The sequence below is a fragment of the Pseudoclavibacter chungangensis genome, from assembly GCF_013410545.1.
Lineage (GTDB): Bacteria > Actinomycetota > Actinomycetes > Actinomycetales > Microbacteriaceae > Pseudoclavibacter > Pseudoclavibacter chungangensis.
Map to the genome: position 1 here is coordinate 2,473,684 of NZ_JACCFV010000001.1, position 14,701 is coordinate 2,488,384.

Genomic DNA, 14,701 nt, shown 5'->3' on the forward strand with positions numbered 1-14,701 from the left:
TCAGTCGGCGAGCGCCTCCCGGAGGAAGTCCACCACGAGCGCCCGCGCCACGTTCGCGGCGTTCGTGTCGCGCAGGCTGTCGAGCAGCAGGAAGTCGTGCACCGTCCCGCCGATCCGGACGGCGGTCACGTCGACGCCGGCCTCACGGAGTCGTGCCGCGTAGTGCTCGCCCTCGTCACGCAGCACATCCGCCTCGGCCGTGATGACGAGGGTCTTCGGCAGCCGCGCGAGCTCCTCGGGCGACGCCTGCAGCGGTGCCGCGAAGGGCTCGCTGCGACGCGAGTGGTCGGGGGTGTACGCGTCCCAGAACCACTTCATGCCGTCACGGGTGAGATAGTGCCCCTCCGCGAGCCGCTCGTAGGAGGGCGTCCCGAAGTCGGCGTCCGTGACGGGGTACAGCAGGCACTCCGCTCGCAGCGGGGCCCCGCCGCGCTCGGCGTTCATGAGCGCGAAGACGGTCGACATGCAGCCACCGACCGACTCACCGGCGACCGCGACCCGGCTCGTGTCCATGTCGTACGCCGCGCCGTGCTCCTGGATCCACCGGCCGACGGCGAAGTTCTGCTCGAGCTGCGTCGGATACCGAGCCTCCGGCGCCCGGTCGTAGACGGGGAAGACGCCGATCGAGTTCGCACCGACGGCGAGTTCGCGGAAGAGGCGGTCGTGGGTGTGTTCGTCGCCGAACACCCAGCCTGCTCCGTGGAGGAACAGGAGCACGGGGAGTGGGCCGCTCGTGCCCGCCGGACGGATGACGCGGGTGCGGACGACGCCCCACTCCCCCGCGTCGACCTCCACCCACCATTCATCGACCTCGGGGCGCGCGACGTCCTCGCCGCTCTGGAGGTCGACGAGGATCCGGCGACCCTCCTCCGGCGGCACCTCGGAGATGCGCGGGTGCGGATCGGTGTCGGCGCTCAGCTGCGCCGCCTCGGGTTCGAGGACGATCGTGATCGGGTCGGTCTGATCGGTCATGCGCGTTCCCTTCACTCATCGTTCGGTTCGCTCGTGGTTCGTTTCGCCGTCCCGCCAAGCTCCTCGACGAGGCGCGCGGCGAGGCGTTCGGAGCTCTGCGGGTTCTGCCCGGTGTACAGGCGGCGATCGACGACGATGTGCGGGCGGAGCGGGAACCCGGCGGAGTAGTCGGCAGCCCCGGCGCGCAGGCGGTCCTCGAGCGGCCACTTCGCAGCGCGTGCGAACGGGTTGAGCCGCTCCTCGGCATTGGAAAGCCCCGTCATCCGCTACCCGGCGAACGGCCACGTGCCGTCGGGGTTCTCGGCGGCGAGCGCCGCGGCCGGCGCGTGGCACAAGAGCGCGAGGGGACGGCCCGAGTGCAGCCGTTCGGTGAGGAGTGCGCCGGAGACGGGGTCGACCGCGAGGTCCTCCATCGGGCCGTGACCGCCCGAGGAGAACACGAGATCGGCGTCGTCCGGGTTCTGCGCGGCGAGGTCCGCCGGGTGGTCGAGCACGGGTCGCAGGCGCTCGATCTCCCGTTCGATGCGCTTGGTCTTCCAGGGCGGCCCACCGGCCAGGCCGAGGCTCAGCGCGTCGATCACGGGAACGCGACCGCCGGGTGTTGCGACCGTCACGTCCCATCCCGCGCCACGGAACGTCTCGTACGGTACGGCGAACTCCTCGGCCCACACGCCGGTCGGGTGTGCGGTGCCGTCGGCGAGGGTCCAGACCCTCGCAGCCGAGAGCACCATCAGGACGGTGGTCATCGTGTCGTCCGCTCGCTCGTGTGTGCCGCGAGGTGCCGAATGCCCTCGCGGACCGTGGTCGTCGGGAAGTCGGGGAACGCGGCGTCGAACGCGTCGGAGCGGAAGATGTTGTCGACGGCATAGCGCGGGAGGAGCTCACCGATCTCGCGGGCCGGTCGACTGAAGAGGCGCGCGAGGCGGAACTGCCATGCGGGGACGACTCGGGCGTCCACCTCCCTGCCCCAGGCGTCGACACACTCGTCGACGATCTCGCGGTAGGTGGGGCGGGAGGCGTCGACGGGCAGGTGCCACGTCCGTCCGAACGCATCGGGGGTGTTGCCCACGAGGGCCATCGCCCGGCTCGCGTCCGGTGTCCAGATGAGCGTGCGGCGCGTGCGGTCGGAGATCGGGATGCGGGCGTCCTCGCCGCGTGCGATGCGGTCGAAGACGAGTGCGTTCGTGAAGCTCTGCGTGCGTCCCGGGCCGTAGAACTCGGGGGCTCGGCAGATGACCCCCTCGACCCGGCCGTCGGCGATCGCGTCGAGCAGCATCGTGGCGATGCGTGCGCGCGTGACCGCCTTCGACCCGACGGGCTCGAACGGGGTCGACTCGGTCTGCGGGGCCGATGTCTTCGGGTACATGTAGGTGTTGTCGAAGAACACGAGTTTCGTACCGCTCGCGGCGCACGCGTCGATGACGTTGCGCATGACGACAGGGAACTGCGCCGCCCACAGTCGCGCATCGGGCGGGAGGCCGAGCGTCAGGTACGCGATGTCGCTGCCCTCGACGGCACGTCGCGCGGCGGCCGGGTCGAGCGGATCGGCGCTCACGAGTTCGTCGGTGGGGTCGACCGCTCTCGGGTGCCTGCTCACGAGCCGGAGTTCGGCGTCGTGGCTGTCGTGCAACGCGTGCGCGAGCTCCGTCCCGATCTGTCCGTTCGCACCGAGAATCGTCTGCACCGCACCACTCCTTCTGATGTAAGCAGTGCTTACACTACCTCGGGTCGTGCTCGACGGTCGACGTTCACGGGGAACTCCCCGGTCCGGGCACCTCCTCGGCCCGCGCCCGCACCTCGATTCCCTCGGCTCGGAACCGTGCGCGTGTGCGCGGCCCGGCGCCGATGAGTTCGACGCTCGCGACCCGGCGCGCGGTCGGCAGGTCGGTCGCCGAATCCGTCACGAAGTGCGCGAGGTGGATGGGTTCGGATTCGCAAATGGCCTCGGCCTTCCGCTCGCCGATGCGATGATCACCGATCTCCACACCGTGTGGGCCGGGTACGAGGAGCGAGGCCGAGAGGCGCGACCGCGGCACCCCGGCGCGCTCGAGCAGGGCCGCGGCGAGCGTCCGTTCGCTCGCCGTCGCGATGACGACGCGACGCCCGGCCGCGTGCTCCGCACGGATGCGCGCCACGATCTCCGCTCGGATCCACGCCGGATCGCCACCGATGCGTGCACCGACGCGGCGCGCGATCCGCTCGTACTCGTCGAACGTGACCCCGCGCAGCGCCGAACGGGTGATCGCTCGGGACGCCGCGGCACGGGCGTCCGGCGGCAGCAGCGGCATGACGGCCGCCGGGGGCAGGGCACGGATCAGGCGGAGTGGCGAGCGACGGAGCCGTTCGACGACGAGGGCGGTGAACGAGTCGCGGCGGGTGATGACGCCGTCCATGTCGTAGATCACGACAGGCGGCGACAGCTCCGACATCGACGTCCTCCAGACCTCCGGCGCGCGGCGCACACGGATCGCACGGATCGCACGGATCGCACGGATCGCACGGATCGCACGGATCGCACGGATCCGAGCGTACTGTCGGGGCATGACGATCGGCCCCGATGACCTCGACGACACCACGGCACTCACCCTCGACGACGTCCGGGCGAACATCGACGAGATCGATCGGAGGCTCGTGGCGCTCGTCGCCGAGCGGCAGCGCTTCGTTCTCGCCGCCGGCGCGCTGAAGTCGGACGAGCAGGCCGTGCGAGCCCCGGCTCGCGTCGAGCAGGTGATCGCGAAGGTACGCGGGCTCGCCGAGGAGGCGGGCGCCTCCCCGGACGTCGTCGAGCGGACCTACCGTGCCCTCATCGCCGCGTTCATCGATCTCGAGCTCGAGGCCCACCGCGAGGGCTGACCAGCCGTTCGGGCCTGCGCTCCGAAGCGCCGAAATAAAGCCGGGTTGTTGCTACCGGGCCCGGGGCCCGGTAGCAACAACCCGGCTTTATTCGATGGCGCTCAGAGAAGGTTGGGCGCGACGGGGCGCCATTCGAGCCCGAACAGCTCGCGCACCGTGATGCCCGCGAGCCGCGCGGCCAGTTCGAGGTGCGCGTCCTCCTGATCGTCACCCGCGAGCACCTCCTCTGCGGGCACAGGCGTTCCGGTGTCGACCGTGATGTCGCCGTACTCCACCACACGCTCTCGAGGCGATGTTCCGAAGACCTCGAACCCGTAGACGTCCGACGTTCCGCCGAGCGTGACGAGCGCCGTGCCGTCCGGAATCCACGATGACTTCCCGAGCGAGAACAGCTCGGCCGTGGCATCGACCAGCACAGCGTGAGGGCCCGCCTGGGCGACGTACGCCCCCTCGGCGAACGGCGCGGACGTGGAGTGGAAGTCGGTCGCGGCTTCGGTGGGATCACGTACCAATCGCGACGCGTCGGTGTTCGGCAGGACGGCGAGCAGGAAGTTCATCGACATGGGGCGAGGATCTTCGTTCTAACGGGAACGACGACGAGTTCGGCGGCATGCACGTGCGGGTCGGCGAGCGCCAGGGGGCGGGGCCATGCTCGTCCGCCAGCGGGAATCGCCCATCGAACCGTGGCAAGGTTCGTCCACGGCCCGGAGCGCGACACGAACGGCGCCGGTGCCCCACGCGGAAGGGAACGGGACGGACATGGCCGACGACATCGCTGCGATCCGTCTCGCGACTGACGCGGATGCGTCCGTCCTCGCCGTCCTCCTGTACGACTTCAATGTCGAGTTCGCGACGCCGACGCCGGGCGCCGCCGAGTTCGAGGCGCGATTCCGTGCGCTGCTCGCGCGCCCGGGCCTCGTGGCGTTCCTCGCCGAGGGTCCGGACGGCGCCTCGTGCGGTTTCGCGCTGCTCAGTCTGCGCCCGACACCGTACTTCGACGGCCCGCTCGTGCAATTGGAGGAGTTGTACGTCGTGCCGCCGCTCCGTGCTCGAGGGGTCGGCGGCGCATTGCTCGCGGCCGCACTCGCGTTCGCGGAGTCCCAGGGGTCGCGGGAAATGCACATCGGCGTCGACGAGGCCGACACCGACGCTCGCCGCTTCTACGAACGGCACGGTTTCGTGAACATCGAGCCGGGGCGGGACGACCGGATGCTCCTCTACCTCCGCGAACACTGATCCTGGCAGCATCCGTGCGTACGCTCATCCCCGCACCATCTGCACGAACACTGCTCCCGCCATCATGTCGTTCCGGTGAGCACGCTCCTCACGCGCGAACGCCAGCGTCGCCGCACGGCGGTGCTAGGGTGTGCCTGACAAAGCCCGAGCCCAGGCGACGGCGGCATGGATGAGGACGGCGGCGCGGTAGACGATCGTGTGTTTGTCGTAGCGGGTGGCGAGGCCGCGCCATTGCTTGGTATGGCAGAAGCGGCGCTCGATCACGTTGCGGTTTCTATAATCGGTGACGTCGAGTCCGACGGGCCTGCCGCCGTGTGAGCCGCGCCTCCTGCGGTGCCCCTGCTGGTCGCGCGGTTCCGGGATCACGGCCTTGATGCCGCGTCCGCGCAGGTGCGAGCGGATCGCGCGTGACGAGTATGCTCTATCGCCGCGAATTGCGTCCGGCCGGGTGCGGGGCCGGCCATTATCACGCTTCACGCGTAGCTGCTCGAGCAGGGGAAGCAGCATCGGCGAGTCGCCGGCCTGCCCCGGAGTGATCAGCGTCACCAGCGGCAGCCCGTTGCCATCGACGAGCTGATGGATCTTCGTGGACAGGCCTCCTCGTGAGCGGCCGATGCCGTGATCAGGCGGCTCGACGGCCGGAATTGTGTAATTCGATCCAGCCCCCGTGAGACGGGTGGTGTTCGTCGCGTGCTGATGCGCGCGAGCGATTGTCGAATCCACCGATACCGACCAATCGACCAGGCCCTCAGCATCGGCCTGCGCGATCAGCGCGGACACGATCGTGTCCCAGACTCCCTCCGCAGCGAGGCGGTGATGCCAGGTCCACACCGTCTGCCACGGCCCGAATACCTCGGGCAAGTCTCGCCACGCGATCCCGCACCGATGCCGGTAGATGATGCCCTCGACCATCGACCTTGCATCCGAGAATCTCCGCCCTGGACTGCCCGTCGGCTTCGGCAACATCGGCTCGATCAACGACCATTGAGCATCCGAGAGCGACTGAAACCGTGACACGTGTTCAAGGCTCTCAGTCCGCAGACGCACCCTCGGTCAGCCGCGCCCTAGTAGTTCAGCGCCGACAGCGCATCCCTGGCGTCGTTCACGGATACGCCACCAGCCACCGCGAGCAATGCCGCCCGCCAGCCAGCCGCGAGCACCTGACCCACCGGCTCCTTGCGCGGCGCAAGGAGCTGGTGGAGCATTTCCACCAGCAGATCGTCTTCAGCGCCGAGAGGCGGCTGGGCGAGCAGGTGTAGGAATCCTTGCCCGGTTGCGAAATCGAACCCGACCTGCAGCGCGGCACGCACCGCGTGCTGCCTCGCGAACTCGGCAGCGCCCTCCATGCGGTCGATCAGCCTTCGTTCGACGTCGCGCCGAACGAAGGCGTACAGGCCGAGCTTGCTGCCGAAGTGATGGTAGATCGCTCCGGTGGTCACGTCGGCCGCGGCGGCGAGCTCACCGACCGTCACATCGCCAAAGGGGCGTGCGCCGAACTCTTTGACCGCCGCGAGCGCCAGACGCCCCTTCGGCGAAGTTGAGATCGGAATCCACTCGCGCATAACCACATAATGCCATTATGCTCTGAGGAAAAGCCGCTACGACGCGAAAGTGATGGACCCATGAAGCTCGAACTCCTCTTCTTGCCGACCACCGACCTTGACGCCACGCTCGCGACTTATCGCGATCTCGGATTCGAGGAGGTCTGGCGCGAAGGCGACAGCACCGCCGCCATCACTCTTCCCGGAAGCGAAGTGCAGATCATGCTCGACTCGAACGATCCGACCGCAGTCGCAGGGCCGATGCTCGTGGTGGACAACGTGCAGACGTTCCATGACGCCCGACCGGCGGCGCTCGAAGTCCTGCAAGCACCCGCAGAGATCCCCGACGGGTTCATGGCGACCTACCGCGACGCGGGCGGCACCACCATCTACGTACTCGACCAATCGACCGCGGGCTGAATCCTCTACCGCGCCGCCGTCCTCATCCACTCTGCTATCGCTTGGGCCCAGGCTTTGTCAGACACGCCCTAGGCCGTGTTGATCAAGTGGTTTCGGGTTGCGGTGGGCGAGTCTTGAACGGTGACGCGACACGAGGTCTCTGATGAGGTGTGGGCCGTGCTGGAGCCGCTGATGCCGGTCCCGACGGGAAGGTCGCGGCCGTGGGCGGATCACCGCCTTGCGGTCGAGGGGATGGCGTGGAAGTACCGCACCGGGGCGCCGTGGCGGGACGTGCCAGAGCGGTTCGGGAAGTGGAACTCGATCTACAAGCGGTTCAACCGGTGGGCCGAGGACGGCACCTGGGAGAAGTTGCTTGCCGAGGCGCAGAAGCAGGCCGACGCGGCGGGGAAGATTGACTGGGTCGTGTCCATCGACTCGACCATCGCGCGCGTGCATCAGCACGGCGCGACCCTCGCCCGCACCACAGGGGGCTCTGTCGAATCACAAGAATCCGTGGTTCGAGCCGCCTGATCACGGGATCGGACGGTCTCGCGGCGGGCTGACGACCAAGGTACATCTGGTCGCTGACGGGCGGGGCAGGCCGCTGGGCATGGTGGTCACCGGCGGGAACGTGAATGACACCACGATGATGACCGCGGTGCTCGAGGACATCCGCGTCCCTCGCGTCGGGAAGGGGAGGCCGAGGACTCGTCCGGACCGGGTGCTCGCCGACAAGGGCTACCCGTCGAAGGCGAACCGGGCCTGGCTGCGGGAGCGCGGGATCGCCGCGACCATCCCCGAACGCGACGACCAGATCGCCCACCGCCGCAAGAAGCCGGGCCGGCCGATCGACTTCGGCGACCAACAGCAGGAGCGCTACAAAGGTCGAAACGTCGTCGAGCGCTGCTTCAACCGCCTCAAGCAGTGGCGCGGCATCGCGATGCGATCAGACAAGACCGCCCGCAACTACCGTGCCGCGATCTGCCTCGCTGCCACCCTGATCTGGATCAAGACCGACTTGATCAACACAGCCTAGGCGCAACCCGCGACGCGGATCGTCGCTCCCGAAACGTGTGGGGCAGCATCCGACAGGGCGAATGCGACGACGGACGCGATCTCCTCCGGGTGCCCGACGCGGCCGGCGAGTGCCGGGCGGATGCCGGGCAGCGACGCGTTCGGTTCGAGGTGGATCACCCGAAGCCGCGTGCACGTCCGCGTCGGTCGTGCCGGGCGCGACGCCGACGACCCGAACGCGTCGCGCCGGGAGCTCGAGGCGAGCCCCGTCCTGAGCGTGTCGGTACCGGCCGTCGCCGCGGCGTCGTGCACGCACTCGCCGCGCGCCGGTCGTCGCCAGCCGGACGAAACGTTCACGAGCGCGCCCGTCGGGCAGGACGTGCGCGACACGTCTGGCGACGAGCACCGCTGACGTGAGGTCGAGGCCGATCACGTGCCGGATCGCGCTCGCCGGCGTGTCGACGGGCGGCCAGATGTGCGGAGTCGTCCCAGCATTGTCGGCGACCCCGTCGATCGGCGACGACCACGCGCTCGCGGCGGCGAACAATGCATCGATTCCCTCGTCGGTCGTTGGATCGGCGCACCGTCAGCGACTCGGCACCGAGGTCACGAACCAGCGCAGGGGCGTCGACGGCTGCACGATCGTCGCGTGGATCGCCGTCCACGAGAACGTCCGCCTGCGTGCGAGCGCGAGCGCGCAGGCCCTCCCGATCCCACGCGTCCCGTGGGTGATCAGGATCGTCCTCCGCTGTACGCGATCGATCGTGTGGTCGACGCCGTCACGAACGTCCGGGGTAGGCGGCGGGTGCGTCGTCGACGCCGGGCCGACTGCTCACCGGTCGAGCCCTCACCCGTCGGGGACACTCGGCCGGCGTGTCAGTGGGAGGCGCTCGGTCACGTCGCGTCCCAGAGCCGGCGGTAGTAGTCGATCCGTCGGACGTCCGGCTCGACGCCGTAGGCGTCCCAGAAGATGCGTTCGTCGCGCTCGGGATAGTTCCACTCGAGCGACATCGACATGACGGCGAGATCGGCCCACCGGTCGGCGATGCCGAGGCGCGCCAGGTCGACGTGCGCGAGGAACGAGCCGTGATCGTCGAGGAGCGTGTTCGGCGCGCACGGGTCGCCCTGGCACACGACGAGGCGGTCGATGTCGGGGGCCGGCCCGACCGCGTCCGCCGGGATCCCGTCCGCCTCGAGTCGCCGAGCGACGCTCCACTCGAAGGGGCAGCCCTCGACCGGCATGTCGTGCAGGCGGCGGAGGCCCTCGCCGAGGGCTCGCAGTGCGGTGTCGGGGTCGGCCACCCATCGTTCGGCCACGGCGGACGAACCGGGGAGCGCTCTTGTCACGAGGATCTCCTCGTGCTCGTCGGCGATGAGTTCGACGACAACGGGAGCCGGGTGCCGGTCGCGGATCCACCGCAGCCGCTCCGCTTCATCGGCGAGCGATTCACCGGTGGTGCGTGGGTTCCACTTCACATAGAACTGAGCAGCTGCGGGGGCGTCGCCGTCCGTGATCGCGAAGGTGAGGCCTCCGACGCTGTTGCGCCACACCGGCCGGGTGACGGGAGCGACGAGCCCGAGGCGATCCAGCGTGGTGACGACGGCGCACGGCACGGGCGTGTCCGGGGGCGGGGCCTGTGCCGGATCCGACGGTGCAGGGAGATGGTCCATCTGGCCACTCCTTCGGTCGGTTCGCGACGATCCCGCCGGGCGTCGCACTCGCCTCGCCCTTCCGGCATCCTCGCACGATCCTTGCTCGGCCGGCTCCGCGTCCCGGTCTCGTACTGCTGGTCGTGCTGTCCGTGGGTGGTGATCGAGTGTGGGAGTGAATGATCACGAGCCAGACGACACCAGCGTCGCACCGGCACCGGCACCGGACGCAGTCCCGTGGCCCGCGGTCGGCGGTGACGCGTGCCGTTACGCGGGAGGTCGAGCTCGAACCTGTCAGCAGTCCATGGTTTCCCCGTCCCGGGTCCCGATCTCGTTCCAGTGCTCGCTCCTGGGCCTGGTCGGATTGTCCGAGGGTGGTGATGGGGTGTGGGCATGAACGATCACGAGCTCGACGGCACCAACGCCCCGGCACCGGACGCGACCCCGCGTCCGACGGCCGGCGGTGACGCGCGCCGTCGCGGGCTCTCGCGGTCGCACCTATCCGGGTCCACGGCGTCACCGTCCCCGTTCCCGATTCCTACCCCATTCCTGGGCCGGGTCGGATTGTCCGTGGGTGGTGATGGAGTGTTGGGTATGAACGATCACGAGCCCGACGGCACTGTCGCCGCACCGGCCCCGGACGCGACCCCGCGTCTCGCGGCCGGTGGTGTTGCGCGCCGTCGCAGGCTCCCGTGGTCGCACCTCCGCCGGGTGCACGGTGTCACCGTTCCCGTTCTCGATTCCGGCTCTGATCCTGTGCCGGGTCGGATTGTCCGTGGGTGGTGATGGGGTGTGGGTATGAACGATCACGAGCCCGACGGCACCACCGCCGCCCCGGCCCCGGACGCGACCCCGCGTCCGACGGCCGGCGGTGACGCGCGCCCACCGGCCGGTGGTGACTCGCGCTCTCGGCCTCGTGGTCAGGCGACGGTCCCGCCGCACGATCTGTTCATGATGCGGCTGCAATCGCTGGATGGGCTCGGTTCGCACGACGAAGCGTTCGCGCTCGCGCTGGACGCGATCCGTGCCGAGGACAAGCTCATCGCGAAAGCCGAAGCCCGCCGCGCGGAACTGCTCGCATTCATCCACGAAGCAACCCTCGCCAACGCCCGAGAAGAGCACCCCGGAAGCGACGACGCTGTGGTGACGGCGATGCGTGAACGCACCGCCCAACTCGCCCTCGCGACCAGCAGGTCCGAACCGGTCGTGTCTCGTGAACTCGGCGAGAGCCTCATGCTTCGCGACGCGTTCCCCGCCACGGAAGGAATGCTCCGCGATGGGCACCTCTCGCTCGCGCACGTGCGCGTGATCCTCGCCGAAGGACGCAGGCTTCCCGACGACGAAGCCCGCAAGGCGTACGAGCGAGCGGTGGTGCATGGGGCCTCGCGGGAGACGCCCGCCAGGTTGCGGGCTCGCGCTCGGCGCGCCGCGCAGACGCTCATGCGGGAGAGCCTCGACGAGCGCCACAAGATCGCACGGGAACAGCGCGGGGTGCGGGTCGTGCACGAGGACGACGGCATGAGCCGACTCGAAGCACTCGTCCCGACCCTGCTCGGGGCGGCGATGCTCGACCGCCTCACCGAACAGGCCAAAGCCCTCGCCGGGCCGGACGAACCTCGCACGCACGATCAGATCCGCGCGGACCTGCTGTGCGAACTCGTCCTCACCAGCGACCCCGCAGAGGGGTGCGGGTCACCGCACGGCGCAGCTGGCGGGATCAACGCCAGGGTCGCGATCACGGTGCCCGTCCTGTCGCTCCTCGATGGTGGTGATGATCCCGCGTTGTTGGACGGCGTGGTGCCGGTTCCGGTGGAACAGGCGCGGGAACTCGCCTCGCGTGCACCCTCGTTCCTGCGGGTCCTGACCGATCCGATCACGGGCGTCGCTCGCGAGAGCGACACCCGCTTCCCGACCGCGGCGCAGCGCGAGTTCCTCCGGGTCCGTGACGGGCACTGCCGCTTCCCTGGCTGCACCCGCCCCGCACGGCGTTGCGATATCGACCACACCATCGCGGTCACCGACGGTGGCACGTCTTCGCTCGGGAACATGGCCCATCTGTGCCGCCGACACCACACCTTCAAGCACGCCACCCGCTGGCGAGTCGAACAGCACGAACCGGGGCGGTTGGTGTGGTTCTCACCGGGCGGCGACCGGTACAGCGACCGGCCCAGCCCCATCGGGCCACGGTTCCGTCCCCCATGGGCCTACCACGACGATGACCTCGACCACCTACCACGCGGAGGCGACCATCCACCAGGCGGTGGCGACCCACCAGGCGGTGGCGACCACTCGCCTGGCGGCGACGGCTGCCGCCCGGACGGGGACGATCGCCCGGCACAGCCTGCAGGGCTCGTTCGTGCGCTTGACACCTCCGAACACGCGATCGCGCCCACCATTCGACCGGTCACCGAACGTCCACGCACGAGCATGGAAGCCGAGTTCGAGTTCGACCCCGTGCCCGAAGACGACGCACCCACGACCGCACGACACCGAGTCGGGCCTCGCGGACACCGGCCGAGGAGAACCCGCACCGAGGCGCACGCCGGTTCCGACTCCGACGCCGGGAACGAACCGCCACCCTTCTGAACGAAGCGACACGCGAAGCGTCACACGCAGCGTCACACGCAGCGAGCCGGCGTCCTCGAACACCGGACGCAGACGCACGACTACTGCGCACAGCGCGGCGTACACGACGCAGCGCACGACAAGCAACGAGCGTAGACACGAGCACCGGTGTAGCTGCACCCAAACCGAGACGGCGGCACACCCGAACGGAGCCGCAACATCGCCGGCCGCGACACCCTTGCCGAAAAACTACTAAGCGCGCATGCTATAGGGCATGAAGATCGTCGATTCGTGCGACGCAGCCACGACCCACCTCACGCACCTCGCGTGCTCCCATCGAACGAACCCCGAGTATCAAACGGACGCCGAGGGGTGGCCTGCCGGGGACACCGCTGCGCGGGAGGTGTCGGACGCCGGTCCCGCGGCGAGCTGCGCACGGGGACGAATTCGCCCGGCATCCGGCCCGGCTGCTGCATTCACCGCCATGACGTTCGAACCGGACCGGGCATGCGCGAACACGGCTTCCCTCCCCGGCGCGAACCTCGTGTTCGGACACCGGTTCACGCCGACGGACGCCGGGGCAGCGGTTGGTGTCGCCGGGCCGCTCGACCCGAAACGCCAGCCTGACCCGATCCGCCAGCCTGACCCGATCCGTCAGCTCGCCCCGATCTGGCCGCGCGTCCTCGCCGCGAGCAGCGTCGGCGCGACCCGGTCTGGCTCGCGCGGCCCCCTGCGCCACCTGGACCGCGCATGACCCGCGGCTGGCTCGGCGTCGTCTCCGCCGCCCACGTACATCGTGGCGTCAGCCTGGGCATCGCGCAGATCAACCACGGCAAGCGCGCCCCGCTCGCGCGCATGCACGCCGGCGACACCCTCATCTACTACTCCCCGACCGAACAGCGAGGCGATCGCACCCCCTACCAGCACTTCACCGCCCTCGGCATCTTTCCCGACGACGACATCTGGCAGGCCGACGAAGGCACCTTCACGCCCTACCGGCGACGCATCGACTACCTCCCCGCGCGCCCCGTCCCGCTCGCGGAGCTCCGCACCCGACTCCACCTGACGCACACACCCGACTGGGGCCACCAGCTCCGCTTCGGGCTCCTCCCGCTCGACGCCCACGACGTCCAGATCATCACGGAGGCGATGCACGCATGATCGGGACGCTCGACACCTCGTATCCCGACCCACAGGCAAGCACCGGCCTCATGCTGTGGCGCGTCACGAACGCCTGGCAACGCGAGATCCGCGCCGCGCTCGCCCCGTTCGACCTCACCCACGTGCAGTTCGTGCTCCTCGCCGTCCTCGCCTCGCTCGGCACGGCCACGCCGGTCACCCAGCGGGACCTCGCCGAACGCGCCGCGACCGACCCCATGATGACCTCGCAGGTCCTCCGCGCCCTGGCGGCGAAGGGCCTCATCGAACGCCACACACACCCGAGCGACGGCCGCGCACGCCTCGTGACGATCACCGACGCGGGCGTCTCGCTCGTGAACCGCAGCAACGCCGCCGTCGAGCGCGCTGATCGCGACTACTTCGCGGCGCTCGGCGATGCGGTCCCGGCGTTCACGGCCTCCCTCGCCACGCTCAGCGCAGCCGCTGACAGCGCGGGCAGAAGTGCGACGAACGATTCGCGAACGGCACCCGCCGCAGCGGCGTCCCACAGCGCGGACACGGCTGTCCCTCCCGACCGTACGCGTTGAGCGAGTGCGCGAAATACCCCGCCTGCCCGTTCACGTTCACGTACTGCGCGTCGAACGACGTACCGCCCTCGACGAGCGCCTGCGCGAACACGTCCCGCACGTGCCCCAGCAGACCACGCACCGTGCGCGCCGACAGCCCATCGGCCTGCCGCGCGAAGTGCACGCGCGCACGCCACAGCGCCTCGTCCGCATAGATGTTGCCGATGCCCGACACGAGCGACTGATCCAACAGCGCCGCCTTCACGGGCGAGCGCCGCCGCCGCAACGCCGCGACGAACGCCTCGTCGTCGAATCGCGCATCGAGCGGATCACGCGCGATGTGGACCACCTGCCCCGGCACCCGCTCCGCCGGATCATCCGGCGCATCCGGCGCCGGGCGCAACACGTCCACCGCGAGCGACCCGAACACGCGCTGATCCACGAACACGACGTCGTAGCGACCGTTCGGCCCCTCCAGCGTCAACCGCACCCGCAGATGCCGCGGCGCCGCCGCCCCCGGCTCACGGAACAGCAACTGCCCGCTCATGCCCAGATGCCCCACGAGCGCCTCGTCGCGCCCCTCGATCGGCACCCACAGGAACTTCCCGCGACGCCGCGGCGCCTCGAGCCGCGCCCCCTCGAGAAGCCCCGCGAACTGCTCCGACGAGCCCTCGTGCCGCCGCAGCGATCGCTCGTCGAGCACCTCCACCGCACGCACGACCGCACCCGTCACGACCGGTTCGAGCCCGAGCCGCACGACCTCGACCTCGGGGAGTTCGGGCACGC

General features: G+C 69.8%; 19 protein-coding genes. 8 read left to right on the top strand and 11 right to left on the bottom strand.

Annotation, left to right across the window (positions count from 1 at the left end; all coding sequences use genetic code 11):
* From HNR16_RS11060 to HNR16_RS11075, 5 genes are all read right to left on the bottom strand, one after another.
* A complete protein-coding gene (locus HNR16_RS11060) occupies nucleotides 1–972 on the bottom strand; it encodes an alpha/beta hydrolase (protein WP_158039782.1) in 972 nt (323 codons plus the stop codon).
* Nucleotides 973–983: 11 nt separating this feature from the next.
* The gene (locus HNR16_RS18840; RefSeq protein WP_338109159.1) at nucleotides 984–1,235 is read right to left on the bottom strand and encodes a type 1 glutamine amidotransferase family protein; all 252 of its coding nucleotides are present in this window, start codon (nucleotides 1,233–1,235) and stop codon (nucleotides 984–986) included.
* Between the two features lie 3 nt (nucleotides 1,236–1,238).
* Nucleotides 1,239–1,718: a DJ-1/PfpI family protein gene (locus tag HNR16_RS11065; RefSeq protein WP_338109160.1), complete on the bottom strand. Its 480-nt coding sequence runs from the start codon at nucleotides 1,716–1,718 to the stop codon at nucleotides 1,239–1,241.
* Complete coding sequence (locus HNR16_RS11070; RefSeq protein ID WP_158039783.1) at nucleotides 1,715–2,656, bottom strand: NAD-dependent epimerase/dehydratase family protein; 942 nt, start codon at nucleotides 2,654–2,656, stop codon at nucleotides 1,715–1,717. Before HNR16_RS11070 ends, HNR16_RS11065 begins: the two co-directional genes overlap by 4 nt.
* A 64-nt stretch (nucleotides 2,657–2,720) precedes the next feature.
* Nucleotides 2,721–3,401, bottom strand: a complete 681-nt coding sequence (locus HNR16_RS11075) for a haloacid dehalogenase-like hydrolase (protein WP_218868437.1) — start codon at nucleotides 3,399–3,401, stop codon at nucleotides 2,721–2,723.
* Nucleotides 3,402–3,513: 112 nt separating this feature from the next.
* On the opposite strand from HNR16_RS11075, the gene HNR16_RS11080 reads away from it, so the two are divergent.
* Nucleotides 3,514–3,825 carry a chorismate mutase gene (locus tag HNR16_RS11080; protein WP_158039784.1) on the top strand — a complete coding sequence of 104 codons (312 nt, stop codon included), beginning with the start codon at nucleotides 3,514–3,516 and terminating at the stop codon, nucleotides 3,823–3,825.
* A 101-nt stretch (nucleotides 3,826–3,926) separates the two neighbouring features.
* On the opposite strand, the gene HNR16_RS11085 is transcribed toward HNR16_RS11080, so the two are convergent.
* Nucleotides 3,927–4,388 carry a hypothetical protein gene (locus HNR16_RS11085; protein ID WP_158039785.1) on the bottom strand — a complete coding sequence of 154 codons (462 nt, stop codon included), beginning with the start codon at nucleotides 4,386–4,388 and terminating at the stop codon, nucleotides 3,927–3,929.
* Between the two features lie 196 nt (nucleotides 4,389–4,584).
* On the opposite strand from HNR16_RS11085, the gene HNR16_RS11090 reads away from it, so the two are divergent.
* Nucleotides 4,585–5,061 (top strand): GNAT family N-acetyltransferase, encoded by a 477-nt coding sequence (locus HNR16_RS11090; protein WP_158039786.1) that lies wholly within the window; start codon nucleotides 4,585–4,587, stop codon nucleotides 5,059–5,061.
* A gap of 123 nt (nucleotides 5,062–5,184) precedes the next feature.
* Here the strand turns inward: HNR16_RS11090 and HNR16_RS11095 are convergent, their stop codons facing one another.
* Entirely contained in the window at nucleotides 5,185–6,078 is an 894-nt protein-coding gene (locus HNR16_RS11095; protein ID WP_158039787.1) for an IS5 family transposase, read from the bottom strand.
* A 47-nt stretch (nucleotides 6,079–6,125) separates the two neighbouring features.
* Nucleotides 6,126–6,623, bottom strand: coding sequence for a TetR/AcrR family transcriptional regulator (locus tag HNR16_RS11100; RefSeq protein ID WP_158039881.1), 498 nt, complete (start codon nucleotides 6,621–6,623; stop codon nucleotides 6,126–6,128).
* A 60-nt stretch (nucleotides 6,624–6,683) separates the two neighbouring features.
* Between HNR16_RS11100 and HNR16_RS11105 the strand changes: the two genes are divergently transcribed.
* Together HNR16_RS11105 and HNR16_RS11110 are read left to right on the top strand one after the other, a co-directional pair.
* Complete coding sequence (locus tag HNR16_RS11105) at nucleotides 6,684–7,022, top strand: VOC family protein (RefSeq protein WP_068478672.1); 339 nt, start codon at nucleotides 6,684–6,686, stop codon at nucleotides 7,020–7,022.
* A gap of 120 nt (nucleotides 7,023–7,142) precedes the next feature.
* A protein-coding gene (locus HNR16_RS11110) for an IS5 family transposase (RefSeq protein ID WP_225737781.1) occupies nucleotides 7,143–8,037 on the top strand; the annotation gives its coding sequence in 2 pieces (ribosomal slippage) (nucleotides 7,143–7,487 and nucleotides 7,489–8,037; 894 coding nt in all).
* On the opposite strand, the gene HNR16_RS19040 is transcribed toward HNR16_RS11110, so the two are convergent.
* Together HNR16_RS19040 and HNR16_RS11120 are read right to left on the bottom strand one after the other, a co-directional pair.
* A complete protein-coding gene (locus HNR16_RS19040; protein ID WP_179558215.1) occupies nucleotides 7,948–8,562 on the bottom strand; it encodes an SDR family oxidoreductase in 615 nt (204 codons plus the stop codon). The two genes, HNR16_RS11110 and HNR16_RS19040, sit on opposite strands and share 90 nt — an antisense overlap.
* Nucleotides 8,563–8,909: 347 nt before the next feature.
* Nucleotides 8,910–9,686, bottom strand: coding sequence for an aminoglycoside 3'-phosphotransferase (locus tag HNR16_RS11120; RefSeq protein ID WP_158039789.1), 777 nt, complete (start codon nucleotides 9,684–9,686; stop codon nucleotides 8,910–8,912).
* Between the two features lie 777 nt (nucleotides 9,687–10,463).
* Between HNR16_RS11120 and HNR16_RS11125 the strand changes: the two genes are divergently transcribed.
* From HNR16_RS11125 to HNR16_RS11140, 4 genes are all read left to right on the top strand, one after another.
* Nucleotides 10,464–12,251, top strand: coding sequence for an HNH endonuclease signature motif containing protein (locus HNR16_RS11125; protein WP_158039790.1), 1,788 nt, complete (start codon nucleotides 10,464–10,466; stop codon nucleotides 12,249–12,251).
* A 463-nt stretch (nucleotides 12,252–12,714) separates the two neighbouring features.
* Nucleotides 12,715–12,984, top strand: coding sequence for a hypothetical protein (locus HNR16_RS11130; RefSeq protein ID WP_158039791.1), 270 nt, complete (start codon nucleotides 12,715–12,717; stop codon nucleotides 12,982–12,984).
* Nucleotides 12,981–13,391: an EVE domain-containing protein gene (locus HNR16_RS11135; RefSeq protein WP_158039792.1), complete on the top strand. Its 411-nt coding sequence runs from the start codon at nucleotides 12,981–12,983 to the stop codon at nucleotides 13,389–13,391. The genes HNR16_RS11130 and HNR16_RS11135 overlap by 4 nt, the downstream gene beginning before the upstream one ends.
* Nucleotides 13,388–13,936, top strand: coding sequence for a MarR family winged helix-turn-helix transcriptional regulator (locus HNR16_RS11140; RefSeq protein WP_158039793.1), 549 nt, complete (start codon nucleotides 13,388–13,390; stop codon nucleotides 13,934–13,936). Before HNR16_RS11135 ends, HNR16_RS11140 begins: the two co-directional genes overlap by 4 nt.
* On the opposite strand, the gene mutM is transcribed toward HNR16_RS11140, so the two are convergent.
* Complete coding sequence (mutM, locus tag HNR16_RS11145; RefSeq protein ID WP_158039794.1) at nucleotides 13,821–14,699, bottom strand: bifunctional DNA-formamidopyrimidine glycosylase/DNA-(apurinic or apyrimidinic site) lyase; 879 nt, start codon at nucleotides 14,697–14,699, stop codon at nucleotides 13,821–13,823. The genes HNR16_RS11140 and mutM overlap by 116 nt on opposite strands.
* Nucleotides 14,700–14,701: the final 2 nt, after the last annotated feature.